The 20,515-nt window shown below is 69.8% G+C and carries 14 protein-coding genes and 2 pseudogenes; 8 read left to right on the plus strand and 8 right to left on the minus strand.

Annotation, left to right across the window (positions count from 1 at the left end; translation table 11 throughout):
* Positions 1–47 precede the first annotated feature (47 nt).
* From V7Z54_RS01825 to amt, 3 genes are all read left to right on the plus strand, one after another.
* Positions 48–1,415 carry an O-acetylhomoserine aminocarboxypropyltransferase gene (locus V7Z54_RS01825; protein WP_334133925.1) on the plus strand — a complete coding sequence of 456 codons (1,368 nt, stop codon included), beginning with the start codon at positions 48–50 and terminating at the stop codon, positions 1,413–1,415.
* A 17-nt stretch (positions 1,416–1,432) separates the two neighbouring features.
* Positions 1,433–2,257, plus strand: coding sequence for an alpha/beta fold hydrolase (locus tag V7Z54_RS01830; protein ID WP_334133927.1), 825 nt, complete (start codon positions 1,433–1,435; stop codon positions 2,255–2,257).
* 303 nt (positions 2,258–2,560) lie between these two features.
* Entirely contained in the window at positions 2,561–5,950 is a 3,390-nt protein-coding gene (gene amt / locus V7Z54_RS01835) for an ammonium transporter (RefSeq protein ID WP_334133928.1), read from the plus strand.
* Between the two features lie 22 nt (positions 5,951–5,972).
* Here the strand turns inward: amt and V7Z54_RS01840 are convergent, their stop codons facing one another.
* Positions 5,973–7,217 carry a YihY family inner membrane protein gene (locus V7Z54_RS01840; protein ID WP_334133930.1) on the minus strand — a complete coding sequence of 415 codons (1,245 nt, stop codon included), beginning with the start codon at positions 7,215–7,217 and terminating at the stop codon, positions 5,973–5,975.
* A gap of 19 nt (positions 7,218–7,236) precedes the next feature.
* On the opposite strand from V7Z54_RS01840, the gene V7Z54_RS01845 reads away from it, so the two are divergent.
* The 4 genes from V7Z54_RS01845 (at position 7,237) to V7Z54_RS01860 (ending at position 11,147) form a co-directional block, all read left to right on the plus strand.
* Positions 7,237–7,764, plus strand: coding sequence for a DUF2069 domain-containing protein (locus V7Z54_RS01845; protein ID WP_334133932.1), 528 nt, complete (start codon positions 7,237–7,239; stop codon positions 7,762–7,764).
* Between the two features lie 7 nt (positions 7,765–7,771).
* Entirely contained in the window at positions 7,772–9,244 is a 1,473-nt protein-coding gene (locus V7Z54_RS01850; protein WP_334133934.1) for an FAD-binding oxidoreductase, read from the plus strand.
* A 174-nt stretch (positions 9,245–9,418) separates the two neighbouring features.
* Positions 9,419–10,234: a thymidylate synthase gene (locus tag V7Z54_RS01855; RefSeq protein ID WP_334133936.1), complete on the plus strand. Its 816-nt coding sequence runs from the start codon at positions 9,419–9,421 to the stop codon at positions 10,232–10,234.
* A gap of 7 nt (positions 10,235–10,241) precedes the next feature.
* Entirely contained in the window at positions 10,242–11,147 is a 906-nt protein-coding gene (locus tag V7Z54_RS01860; protein WP_334133938.1) for a DMT family transporter, read from the plus strand.
* A 92-nt stretch (positions 11,148–11,239) separates the two neighbouring features.
* Here V7Z54_RS01860 and dcd read toward each other — a convergent pair whose 3' ends face one another.
* The 7 genes and pseudogenes from dcd to dinG all read right to left on the minus strand — a co-directional run bounded on the left by dcd (position 11,240) and on the right by dinG (position 19,157).
* Positions 11,240–11,806 carry a dCTP deaminase gene (gene dcd, locus V7Z54_RS01865; RefSeq protein WP_334133939.1) on the minus strand — a complete coding sequence of 189 codons (567 nt, stop codon included), beginning with the start codon at positions 11,804–11,806 and terminating at the stop codon, positions 11,240–11,242.
* A gap of 265 nt (positions 11,807–12,071) precedes the next feature.
* Positions 12,072–12,302: pseudogene (locus V7Z54_RS09950) on the minus strand (ABC transporter permease subunit); the annotation flags it as partial.
* A gap of 481 nt (positions 12,303–12,783) precedes the next feature.
* Positions 12,784–13,596 (minus strand): annotated as a pseudogene (locus V7Z54_RS01875) (ATP-binding cassette domain-containing protein); the annotation flags it as partial.
* A 6-nt stretch (positions 13,597–13,602) separates the two neighbouring features.
* Positions 13,603–14,733, minus strand: a complete 1,131-nt coding sequence (locus V7Z54_RS01880; RefSeq protein ID WP_334133940.1) for a PA0069 family radical SAM protein — start codon at positions 14,731–14,733, stop codon at positions 13,603–13,605.
* A gap of 3 nt (positions 14,734–14,736) precedes the next feature.
* A complete protein-coding gene (locus V7Z54_RS01885; protein ID WP_334133942.1) occupies positions 14,737–16,119 on the minus strand; it encodes a glycerate kinase type-2 family protein in 1,383 nt (460 codons plus the stop codon).
* Between the two features lie 24 nt (positions 16,120–16,143).
* Positions 16,144–17,010 carry a TIM barrel protein gene (locus V7Z54_RS01890; RefSeq protein ID WP_334133944.1) on the minus strand — a complete coding sequence of 289 codons (867 nt, stop codon included), beginning with the start codon at positions 17,008–17,010 and terminating at the stop codon, positions 16,144–16,146.
* Positions 16,977–19,157, minus strand: coding sequence for an ATP-dependent DNA helicase DinG (gene dinG, locus V7Z54_RS01895; RefSeq protein WP_334133945.1), 2,181 nt, complete (start codon positions 19,155–19,157; stop codon positions 16,977–16,979). Before dinG ends, V7Z54_RS01890 begins: the two co-directional genes overlap by 34 nt.
* Before the next feature lie 112 nt (positions 19,158–19,269).
* Here dinG and V7Z54_RS01900 point away from each other — a divergent pair.
* The coding region (locus V7Z54_RS01900; RefSeq protein ID WP_334133946.1) for a 7TM diverse intracellular signaling domain-containing protein at positions 19,270–20,515 on the plus strand (1,246 nt) is incomplete at its 3' end.

A 20,515-nucleotide genomic window follows, 5' to 3' on the forward strand; every position in this document is an offset into this window, starting at 1 on the left:
GCCGAAGACGCGTCACGCTAATATAGACCACATTACGAGGAGACACCATGCCTGGTTACGCCGATCCCGGCTTCGACACGCTGGCGCTGCACGCCGGTGCCGCGCCCGACCCCGCCTCCGGCGCGCGCGCCGTCCCCATTCACCTGACCACCTCGTTCGTCTTCGAGTCGAGCGATCATGCCGCTGCCCTGTTCAACCTGGAGCGCGCCGGACACGTGTACAGCCGCATCAGCAACCCCACCAACGCGGTGCTGGAGCAGCGCGTCGCCGCGTTAGAGGGCGGCAGCGCCGCCATCGCCACCGCCAGTGGGCAGGCCGCGTTGCATCTGGCCATCGTCACCCTAATGGGCGCGGGCGGCCACATCGTCGCCTCCCGTGCGCTCTATGGCGGCAGCCACAACCTGCTGCACTACACCTTGCCGCGCTTGGGCATCCACACCACCTTCGTGCCACCGGGGGACCTGGATGCCTGGCGCGCCGCGGTGCGGCCCCAGACGCGCCTGTTCTTTGGCGAGACGGTGGGCAACCCCGGGCTGGACGTGCTGGACATCCCGGCCGTGGCCGAGATTGCCCACGCGGCGGGCGTGCCGCTGCTGGTGGACTCGACACTGACCACACCGTGGCTGATCCAGCCGCTGGCGCTGGGGGCCGATCTGGTCTACCACTCGGCCACCAAGTTCCTCAGCGGCCACGGCACCGTCATCGGCGGCGTGCTAGTGGACGGCGGCCGCTTCGACTGGGAAGCCGCGCACGCACGCGACGGGCGCTTTGCCGAGCTGACCGAACCCTACGACGGTTTTCACGGCATGGTGTTTAGCGAGGAGTCCACGGTGGGGGCGTTTGCCCTGCGCGCACGCCGCGAGGGCTTACGCGACTTCGGCGCTTGCATGAGCCCGCACACCGCCTGGCTGATTCTGCAGGGCATCGAGACGCTGCCGCTGCGCATGGCGCGCCACGTGGCCAACACCGAACGTGTGGTGGCGTTTCTGGCCGCGCACCCGATGGTGGCGCGCGTGCGCCACCCAGCGCTGCCCGACCACCCCAGCCACGCGCTGGCCCAGCGCCTGCTGCCGCGCGGCGCCGGCAGCGTGTTCAGCTTCGACCTCAAGGGCGGCCGCGCCCAGGGCCGCGCATTCATCGAGGCACTCAAGCTCTTCAGCCATCTAGCCAACGTCGGTGACTGCCGCAGCTTGGTCATCCACCCCGCCAGCACCACGCATTTCCGCATGAGTGACGAGGCGCTGGCGGCCGCCGGCATCGGGCCCGGCACGATTCGGCTGTCCATCGGCCTGGAGGACCCGGACGATCTGATCGACGACCTCAAACGCGCGCTCAAGGCCGCCGAGAAGGCAACCAACGCGCCAGCGCGCTCCCCAGCCTCGGCCGCGCCAGCGCCGCAAACCCACGGTCAATGAGCCCGGAAGGACCGTCCATGCAGATCGACGTTCACGGCGCCGCGCTCTATGCCTACACCGGCGGCAAACCGTTTGCACCGGACCAGCCCACGGTGGTTTTCATCCATGGCGTGCTCAACGACCACAGCGTGTGGATTTTGCAGAGCCGCTACCTGGCACACCACGGCTACAACGTGCTGGCCATCGACCTGCCCGGTCATGGCCGCAGCGGCGGCGATGCCCCCGCCAGTGTCGAGGACGCAGCGCATACCATCGTCGGGCTACTGGATGCGCTGGGGCTGGAGCGCGCGGCCTTGGTCGGCCACAGTTTCGGCTCGCTGATCGCGCTGCAGGCCGCGGCCGACGCCCCGACGCGCGTGTGGCCGCTGGTGCTGGTGGGCACGGGCTACCCCATGCGTGTCTCGCCTGCGCTGCTGCAGGCGTCGCTACAGGCACCAGAACACGCCATCGCCATGGTCAACACCTTCAGTCATTCCACGCTGGCGCCGCCGCCCTCGGTGCTGGGGCCCGGTACCTGGCTGTACGGCGCCTCGCGCGCGCTGATGCGCCGCGTGCTGGCCAGCAACGCCGCCGTCAACGTCTTTCACCGCGGTTTCGAGGCCTGCGACCGCTACGCGGGCGGTGAGGCCGCCGCGCGCGCCCTGCGCTGCCCAGTGCAGTTCATTCTGGGCACGCGCGACCAGATGACCCCGCCAAAGACCGCGCAGCCCCTCATCGACGGCGCGCGCGCCGCGGGCGTGCCGGTGGACGTGGTGCACCTGCCGGTGGGCCACGCGTTGATGGCCGAAGCCCCCGACGGGGTGCTGCAGGCGTTGCGGAGCGCGCTGGCGGTCAACGCGTGAACACGGTCACTGGAACAACGGTCCTGTGTGTCGGCGGCCGTATTGCGCAATTGGCCATGCCCATCACGCCAACAGGAGCGCGATGCGGTCTGGCGGCCCGCGCTCGGCGCGCTGGCCCGCTTGCGGGGCTGCCGGCGCGCGGCGTCTCGACGTTTCGCCCTCCCCTGAGGACGGCGGCGCGCCGTCGCGGTGCACTCGAAGTAACGGGGCGGCATCCGCAGTCTGCCGTCGGGCACGCTGCTTGCTTGTTGCGAAGGTGTGGGGTCTTCGGCCTCACTCGGCAATGGGCAATTGGGTTTTTACATGTCCGCCTCTATCGATCTGTTGTGGCTGCTGCTGTGCGCGGGGCTGGTCTTCGTCATGCAGGCCGGCTTCCTGTGCCTGGAGTCGGGCCTGACGCGCAGCAAAAACTCGATCAACGTCGCTGCCAAGAACCTGTCGGACTTCGCGGTGGCAGGCCTGCTGTTTTGGCTGGTCGGCTTCGGGCTGATGTTTGGCCCCAGCGTGCAGGGCTGGATCGGCAACGGCCTGTTTGGTCTGCTCGACCAACTGCCCGCCGAACCCCGGCTACTCGGCTTCGTGCTGTTCCAAATCATGTTCTGCGCCACCGCAGCCACCATCGTCTCGGGCGCGGTGGCCGAGCGCATGCGCTTTGGCGCCTACCTGGCGCTGTCGGCCTGGGTGTCGCTGCTGGTATACCCCGTGTTTGGCCACTGGGCCTGGGGCGGCGCCTGGGAGAGCGGGCCGCGCGGCTGGCTGGCGGAGCTGGGCTTCGTGGACTTTGCCGGCTCCACCGTGGTGCACAGCGTCGGAGGCTGGGTGGCGCTGGTGGCGGTGTGGCGCATCGGCGCGCGCCGCGGGCGCTTTCCGGACGACGGCCCGCCACCGGTGATTCCGGCGGGCAACCTGCCGCTGGCGATGCTGGGGGCGCTGCTGCTGTTCTTTGGCTGGCTCGGTTTCAACGGCGGCAGCACGCTGGCGTTCGACGGGCGGGTGCCGCCCATTCTGCTGCACACCACGCTGGCGGCGTGCGCCGGCGCACTGGCGGGACTGGCGATGGGACGGCTGCGGCACGGCTACTACGAGGTGATGTACCTGATCAACGGGTTGATCGCCGGGCTGGTGGCCATCACCGCCGGCGCGCACGCCCTGTCGCCCGGTGCCTCGATCCTCACCGGTGCGATCGGTGCGCTGGTCATGACCTGGGCCAACGAGGCGCTGCTGCGCCGGCGCATCGACGACGCGGTGGGTGCCATCCCCGCCCACCTCGCGGCGGGCATCTGGGGCACGCTGGCGGTTGGCCTACTGGGCGACACGGCCCTGCTGGGCACCGGCCTGCCGCGCCTGCAGCAGGTGGCGGTACAGGTGCTGGGCGTGGTGGTGTGCGGGCTGTGGTGCGTGCTGGCCACGCTGGCCTTTGTGTGGCTGGTGCGCGAGCGCGACCTGCGCGTGTCGCCCGATGAGGAGCGCGGCGGCCTCAACGTGGCCGAACACGGCGCGCGCACCGAGCTGCTGGAATTGCTGGAGGCAATGGACAGCCAGCGCCGATCCGGCGACCTGAGTCGCCGCGTACCCGAGGAGGACTTCACCGAAGTCGGCCAAATCGCCAAAGCCTACAACCGCGTCATCGCGGCGCTGCAGGCCGCTACCGCACGCACGCTGGCGCTGCTGCGCGAGATGCGCGACGGCGTGCTCACCTACCGCGCCGACGGCACCCTGCTGGGGTTGAACCCCGGCGCCGAAAAGCTGCTGGGTCTGCGCGCGGAGGCGGTGCTGGGACAGCCGCTGCCCGAAGTACTGCGCCAGGCCGGGCACGCCCAACCCGTCGACCCGCGGCGGCTCACGCGCGTGGGCGCGACGCTGGAGCTGCGCATGGCCCGGCCCGGTGCCCCCCGCACCACTTACGAATTGACCGTGGACACCTTCCACGAAGGGCAGGACGAGCTCTACGCCGCGGTGCTGCGCGACATCAGCGACCGCAAGCAGGTGGAGCAGCAGCTGCAGCGTGAGCGTGACCTGGCGCAGGTGACGCTGGCGTCGATCGGCGACGGCGTCATCACCACCGACGAGGCCGGGATCGTGCAGTACCTGAACCCGGTGGCCGAGCGGCTGACCGGCTGGCCGGCGCACCAGGCGCGCGGGCAGCCGGTGACCACCGTATTTCGCCTGCTGGATGCCGACAGCGGCGAGCCGCTGCCCAATCCGGTGCGCGAGCTGCTGCGCGGCGCTGCCGCGCTGGCGCGGCGCGAACACGCGCTGCTGCTGCGGCGCGACGGCGAGCGCGTGCCGGTCATCGACACCGCCGCCCCCATCCGCACGCGCGAGGGCTTCCTGATCGGCACGGTGCTGGTGTTCCACGACGTCACGGTGACGCTGAATCTGGCCCGCGAACTCAGCCACCAGGCCAGCCACGACGCGCTCACCGGTGTGCCGAACCGGCGCGAGTTCGAGCGCCGGCTCAACGAACTGCTGGCGCGCCCCGACCCCGCCACCCACGTACTGTGTTTTCTGGATCTGGATCAGTTCAAGATCGTCAACGACACCTGCGGGCACGTGGCCGGCGACGAGCTGCTGCGCCAGGTCACGCAGCTCATCCGCCAGCAACTGCGCGCCTCGGACACGCTGGCACGCCTAGGGGGCGACGAATTCGGTCTCATCCTGATGGGCTGCAGTGTCGAACACGCGCTGCCGCTGGCGCAACGCATCCGCGAGGCGATCGCCGACTTTCGCTTCGGCTGGGGAGAACGCTCGTTTGCCATCGGCGTCTCGATCGGCCTGGTGCCCATCGGGCCGCACGACCGCGACGCCAGCGCTCTGATGGCCACCGCCGACGCCGCCTGCTACGCCGCCAAAGAAAGCGGGCGCAACCGCGTGCACGTGTACCAGCCCGACGACCGCCGCCTGCTGGAGCAGCAGGGCCAGATGCAGTGGGTGTCACGGCTGCAGGCGGCGCTGGACGAAGACCGGCTGCGCCTGCACGCGCAGCCGATCGTTCCGCTACACCCTCAAGCGGACGAGTGGGTGCACTACGAAATCCTGGTGCGGCTGGAAGAAGATGGCAAGCTCATCCAGCCCGGCGCCTTTTTGCCCGCTGCCGAGCGTTATGGACTGATGCCGCGCATCGACCAGTGGGTGGTGCGCAACACGCTGGCCTGGCTGGGCGACTGGGTACGCCAGCACGGCGCTGCCGCAGCCACGTTCGCCATCAACGTGTCGGGCGCGTCGCTGTCGGACGAGCGCTTCCGGCAAGACCTGCAAACGCTGCTCGAAGCGATGCGGCTGCCCGCCGGTACGTTGTGCTTCGAAATCACGGAGACGGCGGCGATTGCCAACCTGTCTACCGTCGTGCACTTCATTCACGAGGTCAAACGCCAAGGCTGCCTGTTTGCACTGGACGACTTCGGCAGCGGCCTGTCATCGTTTGCCTACCTGAAGAGCCTGCCGGTGGACTTCCTGAAGATCGACGGCAGCTTCGTCAAGGACATCGAGACCGACCCGATCGACCTGGCCATGGTGCAGGCGATCAACGCCATCGGCCACGTGATGGGTCTGCGCACCATCGCCGAATACGTCTCATCGGAACCGATCCGCCAGCGGCTGATCGAGCTGGGCGTGGACTACGCCCAGGGCTATCACGTCGGCATGCCACAGCCACTGGACAGCCTGATGACGGTGCGGCGCATGCCGCGCTGAGCCGAGCGCTACACGCCCGTGCCTACGTGCGCTCGCGCTCCTGCGGCCGCGCCGCGGCCCGCGGCAGTTCGGGCAGCACGGCCGCCACCGGCGTACGCTCCCAATCGAACACCTGCCAGACGGGCCGGGTGGAGGGCTCGCGCACCAGCAACAGCGCGCGGGCCAGCGCCGCCAGCGGCTGCTGCTGCAGATCGACCAGCAGCACCCAGCGTCCTTCCTCGTCGCTGAGCTGGCCCGCCCATCCCAGCGCCTGCAGCGCGCGCAACGGCTCCTCCAGCTGCAGCGGATCGACGCGCAGGGTGCGTGCCAGCAGCGCCACCGGCAGGCCCGGGCGCGCCTGCTGGCGCGACTGCTGCAGCAGTGCCAACACCTCTAGCGCCAGCTGAAACGCCCAACCGGGTGTGTCCCCGCGCCGAGCCACTCCGGCCAGCAGACTGGGCAAATAGGCCACGATGACCGCCCCCAGCAGCACGATCAGCCACAGCAGGTACAGCCAAATGAGCAAAATGGGCAAGGTCGCAAACGCCCCGTACACGGCCGAGTAGGTCGGCACGGTCTGCAGATACCAGCCCAGCGCCTGCTGCGCCCCTTCGAAGGCCACCGACACGAACAACGCCCCCACCAGGGCGTGGCGCGTGCGCACTGGCGCATTCGGCACGAAGCGGTACAGCGCCGTCATGCCGGCCACGACCGCCGCAAAACCCAGCACATCCAGCGCCAGCTGCACCCCGTCGTGCCACAGTGGCAGCCAGCCGCGCGACACCGACAGCGCGTAGGAGCTGGCGCTAAGCGCCACCGCCAGCACGAGTGGCCCCAGCGTCAGCAGCGCCCAGTACACCAGCACTCGCTGTGCCAGTGGCCGACGCCGCCGCACGCGCCAGATGTCGTTGAGCTGGCGGTCGATGGTCAGCACCAGCGCCAGCGCTGAGGCCAGCAGCAGCAGCGCCCCCGCCCAGCCGATCTGCGCCGCCTTGGCCGAAAACTGCCACACATACTTCGACACCTGGCGCGCGATGTGATCCGGCACCAGGCTGTCGATCATCCAGCGCTGTAGGCGCGCTTCCACCTGCCCGAAGGCGGGAAACGCAGCAAACACCGCTAGCGCCACCGTCAGCAACGGTACCAGGGAAATGAAAGTGGTAAACGCCAGGCTGCCCGCCGCCAGCCCGAGCCGGTCCTGCGCCAAGCGCTCGCGCAGCGTCAAATAGGTATTGCGCCACGGAAAGTCGCGCAGGTCGGCCAGCAGTTGGCGCAGCGAAACATCCATGCCGCTATCATGCCAGTCCATGCACGCCCCGTCTCCCTCGGCTTCTGATGCCGCTGCCGCCCAGCCGGTGGCCAGTGCCGACGCCGTACGGCTGGCGCGGCGCACACGCGCGTTGGCGGTGGGCTGTCTGCTGGCGCTGATCGCCTTGGGGCTAGCCTGGGAGCTGTGGCTGGCGCCGCTGCGCCCCGGTGGCTCGTGGTGGGCGCTGAAGGTGCTGCCGTTGACGCTGCCTCTGTCCGGGCTGCTGCGCCACCGCATGGTCACCTACCGCTGGCTGAGCCTGCTGGTGTGGCTGTACTTCACCGAAGGCGTGGTGCGCGCCACCACCGAAGCTGGCCTGTCGGCGGCACTGGCCTGGACGCAAGTGGTGCTGTGCCTAGGGCTGTTCACCGCCAGCGCACTGCACGTGCGACTGCGCCTGCGGTATGCGCGCCTGCGCACGGCTGCCGCCTCCGAGGCCACTGCACCGGGAGTGCCGCCCACCAACGGCCCGTCGCGGCCGCCCACCCCCGCAACCCGCGCGACAGCAGACCGTTGTGTCCCCTGAATGGCGCATGAGCACCGACACCCTGATCGACGCTTTGCGAGCCGCCGTTGGCCGCAGTCATGTGTTGTGCGCCGCCGACGGTGCCGATCTGAGCGCTTATGAACAGGACTGGCGACGCCGCCACCGCGGCCGCGCGCGCTGCGTGGTACGCCCGGGCAGTACCGATGAAGTGGCCGCCGTGGTGCGCCTGTGTGCCGCCCACGCCGCCCCCATCGTGCCGCAGGGTGGCAACACCGGGCTGGTGGTGGGTGGGGTGCCGGATGCCTCGGGCAACCAGGTGGTGCTGAGCCTGCAGCGCCTCAACCGCGTGTGCGCGCTGGACGCCGACAATCTAACGCTGACGGTGGAGGCCGGCTGCGTGTTGCAGACGGCCCAGCAGGCCGCGCAGGCCGCTGGCCTGTGGTTGCCGCTGAGCCTGGCCTCGGAAGGCAGCTGCACCATTGGCGGTGTTCTCGCCACTAACGCCGGCGGCACACAGGTGCTGCGATTTGGCAACGCGCGCGACCTGTGCCTCGGGCTGGAGGTGGTCACCGCCGATGGGCAGATCTGCAACGGTCTGCGCGGGCTGCGCAAAGACAACACCGGCTACGACCTGCGTCACCTGTTCATCGGCAGCGAAGGCACGCTGGGCATCATCACCGCCGCGGTGCTCAAGCTGGTGCCGCAGCCGGCCGCGCAGCTGACCGCCTGGGCCGCGGTGCCGTCGCTGCAGGCGGCCGTGGCGCTGCTGGGGCTGACGCAGCGGAAGCTGGGACCGACACTGACCGGCTTCGAGATGATGAACGCCTACGCGCTCGAACTGGTGGCGCGACACTTTCCAGATCGACAACCACCACTGCAGGATCGCGCACCCTACGCCGTGCTGCTGGAAGTCGCCGACGTCGAAGGTGAAGTCCACGCGCGCGCACGGCTCGAAGCCACGCTGGCCGAAGCAATGGAGGCGGACGTGGCCACCGACGCCGTGGTGGCCACCAGCCTGGCCCAGGCACGCGCCTTGTGGCATATCCGCGAAAGCATCCCACTGGCACAAGCACAGGAGGGCCTCAACGTCAAGCACGACATCAGCCTACCGGTGTCGCGCATTCCGGCCTTTTGCGCCGAAGCCGAAGCCGCGCTACAGGGTGCCGTGCCCGGGGCGCGATTGGTCAACTTCGGCCACCTGGGCGATGGCAACCTGCACTTCAACGTACAGTGCCCAGCCGGGGCGGATGCGGCTGCGTTTTTGCACCGGTATGAAGCCACTGTCAACACCCTGGTGTTCGACGCCGTGGCGCGGCATGGCGGCTCGATCAGTGCCGAGCACGGCATCGGCAGCCTCAAGGCCGCCATCCTGCCCCGCTACCAAGACTCGGTGGCGCTGGCGCTGATGCAGCGCATCAAGCACGCGCTCGACCCGCAGGGGCTGCTCAACCCGGGGCGAGTGCTGGTCGAGGCGCGCCTGCCCGCCAGTGCAGCGCCCGCGGCATCCGCCCGGGGCTAGCCCCCGCCGCGCCCCTGCCTAGCCCGCACCGCCCGTCGTGCCGCGGGGAGTGTCGGACGAGCCGTCCCCGCGCTGGGCGGCGGCGTTCTGGATGGCATGGAGGCGCGCGCGGCATGCCTTGCCGCCGCCGCGCTGGGCAGCGGCACTCGGGCCGCTGGCGGATAATCAAGGGTCATGAGCGCCCCCCGCCCCGTCCGCACCCAGTACGAAGATTTTTTGCGCCACGTCTACGAACACGGGGTGCCCAAGTCCGACCGCACCGGCACCGGCACGCGCAGCGTCTTTGGCTACCAGATGCGCTTTGACCTATCGGAGGGCTTTCCGCTCGTTACCACCAAGAAGCTGCACGTGCGCTCCATCATCGTGGAGCTGTTGTGGTTTTTGCAGGGCGGCCGCAACGTGCGCTGGCTGCAAGAGCGCGGCGTCACCATCTGGGACGAATGGGCCGCTGAAGATGGCGACCTGGGGCCCATCTACGGCGTGCAGTGGCGCTCGTGGCCCGCACCCGACGGCCGCCACATCGACCAAATCAGCGAGGTGCTGCAGACGCTGCGCACCAACCCGGATTCGCGGCGCATGGTGGTCAGTGCCTGGAACGTAGCCGATCTGCCGCAGATGGCGTTAGCACCCTGCCACGCGCTGTTCCAGTTCTACGTGGCCAACGGGCGGCTGAGCTGCCAGCTCTACCAGCGCAGCGCCGACTGCTTTTTGGGGGTGCCGTTCAACATCGCCAGCTACGCGTTGCTAACACACATGGTGGCGCAGCAGTGCGACCTGCAGCCGGGCGAGTTCATCTGGACGGGCGGCGATTGCCACATCTACAACAACCACGTCGAGCAGGTGCAGTTGCAGCTGTCGCGCACGCCTTACCCCTACCCCGAGCTGCAGATCCGGCGCCGCCCCCCGTCGCTGTTCGACTACGAATACGACGACTTTGCCTTTGTCGACTACCAGCACCACCCCGCCATCAAGGCACCGGTGGCGGTCTGAGCGTGCGATGCTGTCGCGCGCCCAGACGCTGGGGCTGGCCGCCTTGACGCTGATGTGGGGCGTCAACTGGCCGGTCATGAAGCTGTCGCTGCAAGAGCTGTCGCCGCTGTTTTTCCGCGCGGTGACGATGAGCGGTGGCGCGCTGTGGCTGTATGCGTTTTACCGCTGGCGCGGCGTGCGGCTGACACCGCAGCGCACCGAATGGCGCAGCATCGTCACGCTGGCGCTACCCAACATGCTGGGCTGGCACACGCTGGCCATCTACGGCGTGGCGGCGCTGGCCTCGGGGCGCGCGGCCATCCTGGGCTTTACGATGCCGGTGTGGACGGTGCTGCTGGGGGCGCTCTTTTTCGGTCAGCCACTGACGCGCCGCTCCACGGCAGCGGCGCTAGCGGTGGTGCTGGCTGTGGCGCTGCTGCTGGCCGACGAGCTGAGCGCACTGGCCGGCCGCCCCGCGGGCGTGGCGGTGATGCTGGGCGCCGCCATCAGCTGGGCCATTGGCACGCTGATGATGCGCCGCGCCCACCTGACGCTGCCGGTCGAAGCGCTGACCGTTTGGATGATGGGTCTGACCGCCACCGCCCTATGGGGGCTGGCGCTGCTGTTCGAGCCGTGGCCGTCGTGGCAGTTCAGCGCACGCATGTGGGGACTGCTGGCCTACGGGGTGTTTTTCAACTACGGCTTTGCGCAGATCATCTGGTTTTCCCTGGCGCGGCATCTGCCACCGGCCACCAGTGCGATGAGCGTGATGCTGGTGCCCCTCATCGGCACCGCCAGCGCCACGGTGATTGCCGGCGAGTGGCCGCGCTGGACCGACGGGGTAGCCGTGGTGTGCGTGATGGCGGCGATTGCCACCGTGCTGGTGCCGCCAGCGACATGGCGCAGCGGGCTGCGGGCAAACCGCGGTACTTGAAGGGCCAACGCGTTCCACGATGTCACCCCTGCCCCCCGCCTGCGGCATAGGCAGGCGGGACTGGTTAGCGTCACCGCGGAGCCGGTCACGCTTCAGGCACGCGGCAGGGTCACACCGCGCTGCCCCTGGTACTTGCCACCGCGGTCGCGGTACGACACTTCGCACACCTCGTCGCTTTCAAAAAACAGCACCTGCGCACAGCCCTCGCCGGCGTAGATCTTGGCCGGCAGCGGCGTGGTGTTGGAAAACTCCAGCGTCACGTAGCCCTCCCATTCCGGCTCGAACGGGGTGACGTTGACGATGATGCCACAGCGGGCGTAAGTGCTTTTGCCCAGGCAGATGGTCAGCACGTTGCGCGGAATGCGGAAATACTCCACCGTGCGCGCCAGTGCAAAGCTGTTGGGCGGGATGATGCAATGATCCCCATGAAAGTCGACGAAGCTTTTTTCGTCGAAATGCTTCGGGTCCACCACCGTGCTGTGGATGTTGGTGAAGACCTTGAACTCCGAAGCGCACCGGATGTCGTAGCCGTAGCTGCTGGTGCCGTAGCTGATGACCTTGCGGCCATCGACCTCGCGGATCTGACTGGGCTCAAACGGCTCGATCATGCCGTATTGCTCGGCCATGCGGCGGATCCACTTGTCGCTCTTGAGGGTCATGGTATGTGGGCCTGCGATGATGCCCGCGATTGTAGTGATGCCAAATCGTGAGGCCACATGGTGAAGTCACACCCAGACCCCACCGCGGGGTGCCTGCGAGGTGCGGGAGAGGAGCGCCCCATGTGGGCGTACCCCATAGCGGCAGACCAGCATGGGGAAACCGCTGGCCGCCAACTACTCGCCGACGCCGACAATCACGCCTACCGTAGCGCCGCAGCGACCTCCTCGGCCAGCGCCACCGGCCACCCGTGGCGCCGTTGCACCGTCACTTGCCGGTCGGAACCCTGCCTTCGACGCCCTTGACAAAGAAATTGACCTTGTCCTTCCAGTCTTGGTCGGCCTTGACACCCTTGGCCAGCACTTTGGAAACGTAAGCACTTGCCAGCCCACACAGGGCTTCGCCCACCACCACCGCGGCGATTCGGATGCGGCGCACGGCAAAGCCCAACGCATGCGCCGATTCGGGATTTTCGCCGACGCTGCGCAGCACCCGTCCGGTGCGGGTGCGGTCTTACAGCCACACCAGTGCCAGCGCCACCGTGGCATACACCAGCCAATGCTGCTGGAACAAGGCAATCCCCATCCAGGGTAGATCCCCCAGCCCAGGCACATGCGGCACCACGAGCTCGGGCAGCTTGTACGGGGTGTTGGGCTACCCCAGAAACGCCGACAGACCGGCGCCAAAGAGGCTCAGCGCCAGGCCGGTGGCATAGGGGTTGGTGTTCAGGTACACCACCATCAGGCCGAACAGGCGCGCAATCAACACGCCCACCACCGCCCCGCCGCCGCAGGATTGCGGCAGCCTGGGCGCACAAAGCCGCCAGATCCAGCCAACCCAACTGCCGCACCGCCTCGCGCCGCGTCAGCAGCAGGTTGTGCGCCAGCCCGAGCCCGGGCACGGCACCACGGCCCAAGCGCTCCTCGGGCACGTAGTGCAGGCCACGTCGACGTCGCGCAGCCGGCCCACGGCGCGCCACGTCTTCGCCGCGCAGGCGAATGCTGCCGACGGGCGCAGCAGTGCACTCACCGGACAACACCTCCAGCAGCTCGCGCTGGCCATTGCCGGACACCCCGGCGATGCCGACGATCTCGCCCGCGCGCACCTGCAGGGCGATGTCGCGCAGCGGGGTGCCAAACGGCTCGCGGCTGGGCAGCGTCAGGCCAGCGACGTCCAGCACCACGTCGCCGCTGGCCGCACGATGCGGCGGCAGGGGCGGCGGTTCGCTGCCGATCATCAGTCGCGACAGTTCGGCATTGCTGGCCTGCCGGGGATCGCACACGCCGCTGACACGCCCGCCGCGCATCACCGTGCAGGCGTCGCACAGCGCGCGGACTTCGTCGAGCTTGTGGCTGATGTAGAGGATGCTGCAGCCTTCGGTCGCGAGCTGACGCAGCACCGCAAAGAGGCGCTGCACGGCCTGCGGCGTCAATACCGAGGTTGGTTCATCCAGGATGAGCAGTTGTGGCCGCGTCAGCAGCGCGCGCACGATCTCAACACGCTGGCGCTCACCCACCGACAGACTGTACACAGGCCGCCGTGGGTCAACGTCCAGCCCGTACTCGCGCGCCTTGACCTCGATCGATTCGGTCACCTCACGCAGCGACAGCGTGCCCTGCAGACCGAGCCAGACATTTTCGGCGACGCTGAGGGTTTCAAAAAGACTGGCATGGCAGGGCGTCAAAGGGCGATATGGTAACGGCTTCCGACGCGCCCTCCTGAAACGCAAACCCTCCGGTGCCGAGACGGAGTCACCCGGCCGGGGGGAAGGCCGACGCTGTCGGCGCTGCAACGCGCGTCAGTCGAACAACGTCCCCTGCCGAAAATCCCCGGCCGGGGGACGGAAAGCGCTGCGGTGCGGGGGCGCAACCCGTGGCGCGACAAAGCGGTCGGTGCGCAGCGGCGGGTGCCCGGGCTGCAAACCCAGCCGCCGGCAAGCCACGGTGAAACGCTGCCGCCACAGATCGGCCCACGCGCCGCGCCCGGTCATACGGGTGCCGAAGCTGGCATCGTCATCGCGCCCGCCGTGCAAGTCGCGCACCCGGGCCAGCACCCGCGCGGCGCGCTCGGGCACGTGTTGGCGCAGCCACTCGGCAAAAAGGGGCCGCACCTCGTGAGGCAAACGCAGCACGGTGTAGAACGCGGCACTCGCACCGGCGTCGGCTGCCGCGGCCAGCACCCGCTCCATGTCGTCGTTCAGAAACGGAATCTGCGGCGCCACACTCACCCCCACCGGCACACCGGCGCGCGCCAACGTCTGGATGGTGCGCAGGCGCCGCCACGGCGCGGCAGCGCGCGGTTCCAGCCGGCGTGCCAGCGCGGCATCCAGCGTGGTCAGGGTCACGTACACCGCGCACAGCCCCTCACGTGCCATCGGCACGATCAGATCCAGGTCGCGTTCGACCCCGCTGCCCTTGGTCACCAGCACCCACGGGTGAGCGGTGTCGTGCAGCACCTGCAACACCGCACGCGTCAGGCGCAGCTCGCGCTCGAGCGGCTGGTAGGCATCGGTCACCGTGCCGATGGCCACCGGCGCCGGCACATAGCCCGGACGCGCCAGCTCGGCTCGCAGCACGTCGTCCAGCCCATGGCGGGCGATGATGATGGTCTCGAAGTCGAGCCCCGGCGACAGATCGAGATAGGCGTGGGTGGGGCGGGCGTAGCAGTAGGCGCAGCCGTGCTCGCAGCCGCGGTAGGGGTTGAGCGAGCGGTCAAAGCCGATGTCGGGCGAGTCGTTGTAGGTGAGTGCGCTGCGCGGGCGCTCCCAGCGCAGCTCGGTGCGCGGCGCGGCTGGGGCGTGCTCGTCGCTCGGCCAGCCGTCGTCGAAGGGTTCGCGCCGCTCGTGCGCGTACCGGTGGGCGATGCGTTCGGAGCTGCCGCGCCCGCGCAGCGGGGCGCGTGCCGGGGGCGAGAGTGGGGATGCACCCATGGCTTAGACGATGACGAGCGCGCGGAAGTCGTTGACGTTGGTGTGCGTGGGCCCCGTGACGAGCAGGTCGCCCAGCACATGGAAGAAGCCGTAGCTGTCATGGCCGGTCAGCGCCTGCTGCGCCGACAGCCTCGCCGCCTGGGCGCGCGCCAGTGTGTCGGGCGCGACGAATGCGCCGGCGTGATCCTCGGTGCCGTCGATGCCGTCGGTGTCGGCCGCCAGCGCCCACACGCCGCTGGTGCCCTGCAGCTGCAGCGCCAACGCCAGCGCGAATTCGCTGGCGCGCCCGCCCCGCGGGCGAACTCCCGGTGGGGCGGCGCCGTCCAGCGTCACCGTGGTCTCGCCACCCGACAGCAGCACGCACGGGGGCTGAAAAGGCCCGCGCCGCTGGCGGGCATACTGCGCCAGCGCCGCGTGCACCCGGGCCACCTCGCGCGACTCGCCTTCGATCGCATCGCCCAGCACATAGGCCCGCCAGCCCTGGCGCTGCGCTTCGGCGGCCGCCGCGGCCAGAGCCTCGTGTGGGGTGGCGATCAGCCGCACCGTACAGGCGGCCCAGCGCGGATCATCCGGCTTCGGGGTTTCCAACGCGCCGCTGGCCAGCGCCGCGCGCACCGCGTCGGGCAGCGCGATGCGGCAGCGCTGCAGCACGGCCAGCGCGTCGGCACAGGTACTGGGGTCGGGCACCGTCGGGCCGCTGGCGATCACCGCCGGGTCGTCGCCGGGCACGTCGCTGATGGCCAGCGTCCACACCGGCGCGGGCGCCGCCGCCAGCGCCAGGCGGCCACCCTGAATGCGCGACAGGTGCTTGCGCACCACATTCATCTCGCCGATCGACGCGCCACTGGCCAGCAGGGCACGCGTGATCGCCTGCCACTCGGTCAACGTCAGCCCGGGTACGGGCAGGGTCAGCAGCGCCGACCCCCCGCCGGAAATCAGCGCGATCACCAGATCATCCGGCCCCAGCCCCTGCACCGACGCCAGCAGCCGCTCGGCCGCCGCCACGCCCGCGGCGTCCGGCACCGGATGGGCGGCTTCGAGCACCTGCAGCCGGGCGGTCAATCCCGGCGGACGTGGCGGGGTGTGCCCGTAGCGCGTCACCACACAGCCGGTCAGCGGCGCCGCAGCGGGCCACGCCGCCTCCAGCGCATAGGCCATGGCGGCAGCCGCCTTGCCCGCCCCCACCACCACCGTACGGCCGCGCGGCGGTGGCGGCAGGTGCTGGGCCAGCTGCCGCTGCGGCTGCGCGCGCGCCACCGCCGCGTCGTAGAGTGATCGCAGCAGAGTGCGCACCGCGGCGTCGTTGACGGTCACTGTGGCGGCGGCAGCGGCCGCCTCCCCATCCACCGACCGGTGGGGGTACGGCACGACATGGCCCTCGGTCATCGCTTCGACTCCTTCCTTACGCTGTCATGGCCGCCGGCGCACCGGCGCCAGCCCCAGCGCCCCAATCCAGCCGAGCCCGCGTTCGGTACCCCCAGGTGTCTGATCCGCCGGCACATATTCGGCCCCCACCCAGCCGGTCCACCCGCTGGCCTGCATGGCCGCCCACAATCCCACAAAGTCGATCGCACCACACCCCGGCTCGTGCCGGCCCGGACAGTCGGCCCACTGCACGTGCCCGACATGGGGCGCACACTCGCGCCAGCGCTGCACCGGATCCTGGCCCATGCGCGCCACGTGGTAGGCGTCGAATTGCAGCCGCAGGCCGTCCCAGCCCACCCGCCCGATGATCTCCAGCGCCACGTCCACCGTATCCACCAGGAAACCGGGAATGTCGCGCGAGTTGATGGCCTCCAGCCGCAGTCCCACGCCCGCTTGCGCACAGGCCTCGGCGGCCACACACAGATTGTCCACCAGCGTTTGGCAGGCGCGCCAGTGCGAGACGTCGGCCGGGCGGATACCGGCGATGACGTTGACCTGCGGCGCCCCCAGCGCCCGGGCGTAGGCCAGTGCCGGGCCGATGCCGGCACGGAACTCGGCCACCCGCTGCGGGTGGCAGGCAATGCCGCGCTCACCCGCGGCCCAGTCACCCGCCGGCAGGTTATGTAAAACCCAGCTCAGCCCCAGACGGTGGCAGAGCGCGGCCAGCGTCTGCGCTGGCTGCGCGTACGGAAACTGGCACTCGACCGCCGCAAACCCTGCCGCCGCGGCGGCCGCTAGGCGAGCGGGCAGCGGCCGTTCGGCAAACAGCAGGCTCACGTTGGCGGCGATCTGCGGCGGGATCGCGCTTGCGCTCGCGCTCAGGCTGGCACGGGCATCGGGGGCGGTGGACATGGTTCGCAGGGATCGGAAAAGGTGGTGACACGGGTAAAGGGCGGCAGTCCCTGCAGCAGCAGCCGGCCGTAGCCGGTGGCGGTCAGGCGCGGGTCGTAGCACACAATGCGGGCGTGATCATCTTCGGTGCGGATGGCGCGCCCGACCCACTGCAGCAGCCGGATCGCGGTGGCGGGCACCACCAGCTCCAAAAACGGGTCACGCCCCTGCGCGCGCAGCCACTCGGCGCGCGCCTCGCCCACCGGGTCGTCGGGCGGGGCAAACGGCAGCTTGGTGATGAACAAGTCGGCACACAGGTCCCCGGGCAGGTCCAGCCCCTCGCCGAACGACTGCAGCCCAAAGAGGATGGACGGCTCGCCGGCGCGCACCCGCTCGCGGTGGCACGCCAGCAACCGTGTGCGCGGCCGCTCGCCCTGCACCAGCACCCGGGCGCGCAAGCCAGCAGGCAGCTGCGCGGCCGCCCGCTGCAGGTGCGCGCGCGAGGTAAACAGCACCAACGCGCCACCGCGCACGGCGGGCAAATCACGCTCCAGCGCCGCCTGCACGGCGTCCTGATACGCTGCCAGCGCACGCGGATCGGCCGCCACCGGGGCCAGCACCAGGCGCCCCTGGCGCGCATAGTCGAACGGGCTGGGGGCCTGCAGCGTCCGCACATCCGGGTCGTCGGCAAGGCCCGCCTCCCGCAGGAAAAAGTCAAACCGTCCTGCCGCGACCAGCGTTGCCGAAGTCAACACCGCCCCGCGCACCCCGCCCCACAGCTGCGTGCGCAGCAGCCCGGCCGGCTGGATGGGGCTGGCGTGCGCCTGCACGCGCATGCCATCTGCTGCAGGGGTCAGTGTGAACCATTTGGCCATCGGCGCTTGCCCGGGCGCGGGCGTGTGCAGCAGCCAGCGGGCGGTGTCGTATGCCGCCTCCAGCCGCGGTGCCAGCGAGCCCAGCTGCGCATACAGCTGAGACAGAGGCCGCGCCTCGTCGGGCTGCTCGCGCAGTGCCACGCGCAACGCCGCACCAATGGCACGCAGCGCCTCGATGAGCTGGGCGCTGGCCTGCACCGCCTCTTCCAGGGGCGGGCCGAATACCTCCGGCAGCTCCCCGCGCGGCAGCCGCACGCGCAGCGGCCCCTGCGCCGTTGGCTCCTGCACCGCCCGCGCGCCCCACGTCTGCACCGCCTGCCGCGCCACCTCCTGCAGGGCATGGCGCAGACGGGCTGCCGCGCCCGGCACCTCGGCCACAGCGTCCACCTCCACCTGCTGCGCGGTCTTCAGCATCCGAGCGGCCAGTTGATCGATCCACGTCAACCGCGTCAGGCCACAGCGGCGTGCAAACTGCTCCAGCGCGATGGTCGGCAGATGGTGGGCCTCGTCCAGCACCAACAGGCATTGGTCGAGCTCGGGCAACTGGCGCGAACCCAGCGTGGACAGCAGCAGGTCGTGGTTGACGACGATCACCTGCGCCCCCACCAGCTGGCGGCGCTGCTGGTAGTACGTGCATTCGCCATACAGGGGACAGTGGCGAGCGGTGCAGGACGAGGCCTCGGCGGCGATCGCGGCCCACCACGTCGGCTCGGGCGGCTCGGCCAGGCTGTCGCGCTCTCCGTCCCAGCGCCCGTGCGCCAGATCGTGCGCACGGGCGCGCAGCCATGCCAGCCGCTCGGCACTGGGCGGTGCTGGTGCCGCTGCGTCATCGGCGACTTCGGGGTCGAGGTCGGGGACGCCCTCGGGCTCGGCAAGCCAGCGCTCCAGCTTCAGACGGCACACGTAGCGCCCACGCCCTTTGGCCAGCGCCCAGCGAAATGCAAACGGCAGTTGCCGCGCCAGTGCCGGCAGGTCGTACTGGACCAGCTGCTCCTGCAGCGCCACGGTGGCAGTGGACACCACCACCCGCGTCTGCCGTGCCTGCGCAACCGCCAACGCCGGGGCCAGATACGCCAGCGACTTACCCACACCGGTGCCCGCCTGAATCACGGCCAGGCGACGCTGCGCCGGCTCTCCCTGCGGCGGCTGCCCCAGCGTCACCGGCGCCAACGTCGCTGCCACTTCAGCCGCCATCAGCCGCTGCCCGGCCCGTGGGCGCAGGGCAGGCGACTGCGCAATCAGGTCATCGAAAACCTGCAGCGCGCGCCCGGCCACGTCGTCGGTGTTGCTCATGAGCGCCAAGTGTGACACAGACACCCCGTTTAGCCCCGATAATGCGCGGCAGTAGAGGGATACCCCACGGACATCCAGGGAGGTCTGGCCCGCGCAGCTTCCCCTCCTTCCCATGACCGTCACCTCCACACCGACCGAGCCCGAATGCCGCAGCGCCACCGCCTGGGTGGAAGCGACGCTGCGGTCTTTTGCGGCCTATGCCGTGCCGGTGCTGGCGGCACTTCTCACCCTGTGGGCACTGTGGCTGTGGCCGTCCGAGTACCCGGAGGAGTCGGTGCGCGCGCCGCTGCCATTCCAGGCGCTCACCGTCGACGACGAGCGCGAGCCCGCGCAGGCACTGCAGGCGCTGACCCTGCAGCCGTCGCGCACCGTATGGGATACCCGGTTGTCCGAAAAACCGCTGTGGGTGCTGCTGACGGTGCCCGATTCCAGCCTTCCGGACAGTCCCGTGCTGGATTTCCCGTCGCGGCACGCGGTATCGATGCGCTGCTGGAATGCCGACACCCTGACCCTGCTGGGTACTTTCGACCGCATGGCAACCCCGACTGCCTCGGGGCGCCTGCTGCCCTCGCGCGCTGGGGTCGTGCTGGCCGCCGAACCGCTGCCCGCGCGCGTGCTGTGCGAAGCCCGCTTCACCGGCCCGGCCCACTTCACCGCCAAACTGCGTCAAGCCGGCGAGGTGACCGCGCTGCAACAGCAGTTCCACCGCCATGCGGGATGGATCGACGGTGGCCTGCTGCTACTGGCGCTGTTCACCCTGATTGCCGGCTTCATCAACCGCGAGCGCACCTACCTCGTGTTTGCCGCATGGCTGGTGATCAACATGCGCATGGCGGCGCTGTCCGGTGGCTGGGATCACCAATGGCTCGGACAGCTGGTGCCGGCCGAGTGGCTGGCGCCGATGCGCCAAATCACGCTGGCTCTGTACGCCACCGTGACGGTGGTGCTGTTCCGCTTTCTGCTCGACGACGACCTGCGCCGCACCCGTACGCTGGCTCCGGTACGGTGGGTCCTGCTGGCGTGCGTGCCAGTGCTGGCCGCCGCGCTGGTGCTGCCCTACCGGCAGTTTCTGCCCCTGATCTGGGCCGCCACGGCCATCGGCGTGCTGGTGTTGGGCTATGCGCTCGGGGTCATTCTGGTGCGCACCCGCTCGACCGTGGCCATGTGGTACGCCGGCTCCATGGCCGTGACGCTGCTGGCCAGTCTGTACGAGGTCATCGCCGCCGCGCTGGGATTGCGCGGACTCATCGGCTCCTTTGACAGCGTCACCGCAGCCCTGGCCTCGAGCCTGTTGGCATCGCTGGCCATCGCCGAGCAGTTCCGGCAAGAACATCTGCAGCGGCTGGCCCTGCAGGCCG

Origin of the sequence: Tepidimonas sp. (genome assembly GCF_036824975.1) — a bacterium.
In the GTDB taxonomy this organism is placed as follows: Bacteria; Pseudomonadota; Gammaproteobacteria; order Burkholderiales; family Burkholderiaceae_C; genus Tepidimonas.

Excerpts from the sequence above, each read along its gene's own strand:
- V7Z54_RS01890 (WP_334133944.1), bottom strand. The coding sequence starts at position 17,010 with ATGTCCACCGCCCCCGATGCCCGTGCCAGCCTGAGCGCGAGCGCAAGC.
- dinG (WP_334133945.1), bottom strand. The coding sequence starts at position 19,157 with ATGAGCAACACCGACGACGTGGCCGGGCGCGCGCTGCAGGTTTTCGAT.
- V7Z54_RS01880 (WP_334133940.1), bottom strand. The coding sequence starts at position 14,733 with ATGGGTGCATCCCCACTCTCGCCCCCGGCACGCGCCCCGCTGCGCGGG.
- V7Z54_RS01840 (WP_334133930.1), bottom strand. The coding sequence starts at position 7,217 with ATGGATGTTTCGCTGCGCCAACTGCTGGCCGACCTGCGCGACTTTCCG.
- V7Z54_RS01825 (WP_334133925.1), top strand. The coding sequence starts at position 48 with ATGCCTGGTTACGCCGATCCCGGCTTCGACACGCTGGCGCTGCACGCC.
- dcd (WP_334133939.1), bottom strand. The coding sequence starts at position 11,806 with ATGACCCTCAAGAGCGACAAGTGGATCCGCCGCATGGCCGAGCAATAC.
- amt (WP_334133928.1), top strand. The coding sequence starts at position 2,561 with ATGTCCGCCTCTATCGATCTGTTGTGGCTGCTGCTGTGCGCGGGGCTG.
- V7Z54_RS01855 (WP_334133936.1), top strand. The coding sequence starts at position 9,419 with ATGAGCGCCCCCCGCCCCGTCCGCACCCAGTACGAAGATTTTTTGCGC.
- V7Z54_RS01830 (WP_334133927.1), top strand. The coding sequence starts at position 1,433 with ATGCAGATCGACGTTCACGGCGCCGCGCTCTATGCCTACACCGGCGGC.
- V7Z54_RS01885 (WP_334133942.1), bottom strand. The coding sequence starts at position 16,119 with ATGACCGAGGGCCATGTCGTGCCGTACCCCCACCGGTCGGTGGATGGG.
- V7Z54_RS01850 (WP_334133934.1), top strand. The coding sequence starts at position 7,772 with ATGAGCACCGACACCCTGATCGACGCTTTGCGAGCCGCCGTTGGCCGC.
- V7Z54_RS01845 (WP_334133932.1), top strand. The coding sequence starts at position 7,237 with ATGCACGCCCCGTCTCCCTCGGCTTCTGATGCCGCTGCCGCCCAGCCG.
- V7Z54_RS01860 (WP_334133938.1), top strand. The coding sequence starts at position 10,242 with ATGCTGTCGCGCGCCCAGACGCTGGGGCTGGCCGCCTTGACGCTGATG.